Raw genomic sequence first — 1,991 nt, 5'->3', positions numbered from 1 at the left:
CAACGGCGTCCTCACCCCGAACGCCTTCGCCTCATAACTGGCCGCCTACACCACCCCTACCCCAACCTAGTTGATCCCCGCCAACCTCGACTACGTCGAACGCCGCTCCATCACCGGCAACAAATGGTGCACCCCCACCGATATCGCCCACCTCGACCACTCCGGCGAAACCGTCTACCCCTACCACCTCGACAACCTCCTCCCCGAGGCCCTCGCCGCCGCCGACGCGACCACCGACCCCGAAGTCCGCTCCATCCGCTAGCGGGATGTTCACGCGCCCAGCGGGATCCGGTGGCCGAATGGTCATTCGGGGCTCATAGCGTCCGCCGGGCATCCGGATGGTTCGGATGTGGCGCCGGAGTTCGGCGTCGGATAGCTCGGAGAGTCATGAACCACCCCGTGAAGCGGATCATCGGATCCGCGCTGGCGATCGTGGCGATCGTCGGTGGCAGTGCCGGAGTCGCGGCCGCCGACAACACCAACGGCCATTTCCCGTGCAACCCGTCCGGTAAGGATGTGGCCTACTGCGACGCCAAGGCCGGTGACATCGTCGATGTCGCGATCGGCGATGTGTCGCCCACCCAGCCCTCCGTCGGTTTCGACGAGATCGATTACAAGCTCGGCCGTTACACGCTGGGCAAGGACGCGATCAACAAGAAGTTCGACGACTGGTGCGCCGACAGCGGTCTCGTCGGTGTCGCCTCGGCGCAGCCGAACGCGACCCTGCGTGACGCCAAGACCTTCACCTGCCAGTTGCAGCCGGGCGCGGAGACCGCCGCGTCGCTCAACGATATGAAGACCGTCGTGGTCGGCCCGCACGGCAAGCTCTACATGGCCGACGGCCACCACGCGCTGACGTCGTTCTGGGAGACCTCCGACGGCGGCCCGTCCATGCACATCCGGTTGAAGGTCGTCGGCAACCTGTCGAACCTGAACCCGTCGGGCTTCTGGGACACCATGGTGCAGAAGAACTGGGCGTGGCTCTACGACAACAACGACCAGCCGATCAAGCCGAACCAGCTGCCCGCGACCTTCTCGCTGAAGGATATGCGCAACGACCAGTTCCGCGGCATGCTCTACTTCGCCAAGGACGTCGGCTACGCCACCGACAACGCGCCCGGTTTTGACGAATTCTATTGGGGCCGTTGGCTGCGCGCCCAGCAGAACAACCCCAACCTCACCCTCGCCGGACACATGGGCGACCTGCAGTCCTACCTGACGCTCACCAAGAACGTCTCCCAGGCCATGGTGGCACTGGGCCAGAACACCCAGGTCAGCGGCGGCTACACCGCAGGCCAGCTGGGCGCCCTCCCCGCCTTCAGCGACAAGGAGTTCGCAAAGCTGTCCAAGCCCTATTCCGACCCCAAACCCGGCAAGATCGCCTACACCCTGGCCTACAAGGCCGCCCACTGATCACCGGGTAGAAGATTCAGACCGGAGCTGCCCGGACGATCCCACGAGCAGCTCCGGCTGATTCCTCCACGCTAATTCCCCTCGTCGATACTGGAATTCAGTGCATATCATGGGCCGGTCCGGTGGGGACGGGGAGTTGTGGAGGGACGGGTATGACGGGGCCGACGGGTGTGGGTGTGACCGGTGAGGATCGGTACGAGGAATTGCTTGCGGGGGTGCGGCGGCGATTCGAGACTGCGGTCGGGGCGGGGACGGAACTGTTTCGGGTCGGGGTGGAGGGGCTTTACGAGGTGTTTCTGGACGCGTTGAGTCCGGAGTTGGCGGCGGAGAACGCGTGTGGCACCTGTCGGAAGTTCGTGCAGCGGTACGGCGGGCTGGTGGTGGTCGACGCGGAGGGGCGGGCGACTTCGGCGCTGTGGTCGGCGGCGGGGATGCCGCCGCGGTACGAGAAGGGCGTCGCGGCGTTGGCGGCCGTTGTCGAAAGTGCGCCCATCGTTTCGGTTTTCCGGTCCGAAGCCACGGAATGGGGTCGGGCAGAGAAAGGTTCGTGGACGCATCTGGCGGTGACGCCGCCCGAG

The 1,991-nt window shown here is 65.4% G+C and carries 3 protein-coding genes; all 3 read left to right on the top strand.

The window, feature by feature from the left end:
• Window positions 1–70: 70 nt before the first annotated feature.
• Entirely contained in the window at window positions 71–262 is a 192-nt protein-coding gene (locus ACWELQ_RS44695) for a hypothetical protein (RefSeq protein ID WP_452403022.1), read from the top strand.
• A 125-nt stretch (window positions 263–387) separates the two neighbouring features.
• Window positions 388–1,413, top strand: a complete 1,026-nt coding sequence (locus ACWELQ_RS44690; RefSeq protein ID WP_452403021.1) for a ParB/Srx family N-terminal domain-containing protein — start codon at window positions 388–390, stop codon at window positions 1,411–1,413.
• Between the two features lie 152 nt (window positions 1,414–1,565).
• Window positions 1,566–1,991, top strand: a 426-nt coding sequence (locus ACWELQ_RS44685; RefSeq protein ID WP_452403020.1) for a hypothetical protein, incomplete at its 3' end; no start/stop codon positions are given.

Source organism: Nocardia sp. NPDC004722 (assembly GCF_053601505.1).
Note: the sequence above shows the minus strand (reverse complement) of the source record. Positions and strands in the feature narration are given on the sequence as shown.

Bases quoted from the DNA above. Each gene is read 5' to 3' on its own strand.
- ACWELQ_RS44690 (WP_452403021.1), top strand. From the start codon at position 388: ATGAACCACCCCGTGAAGCGGATCATCGGATCCGCGCTGGCGATCGTG.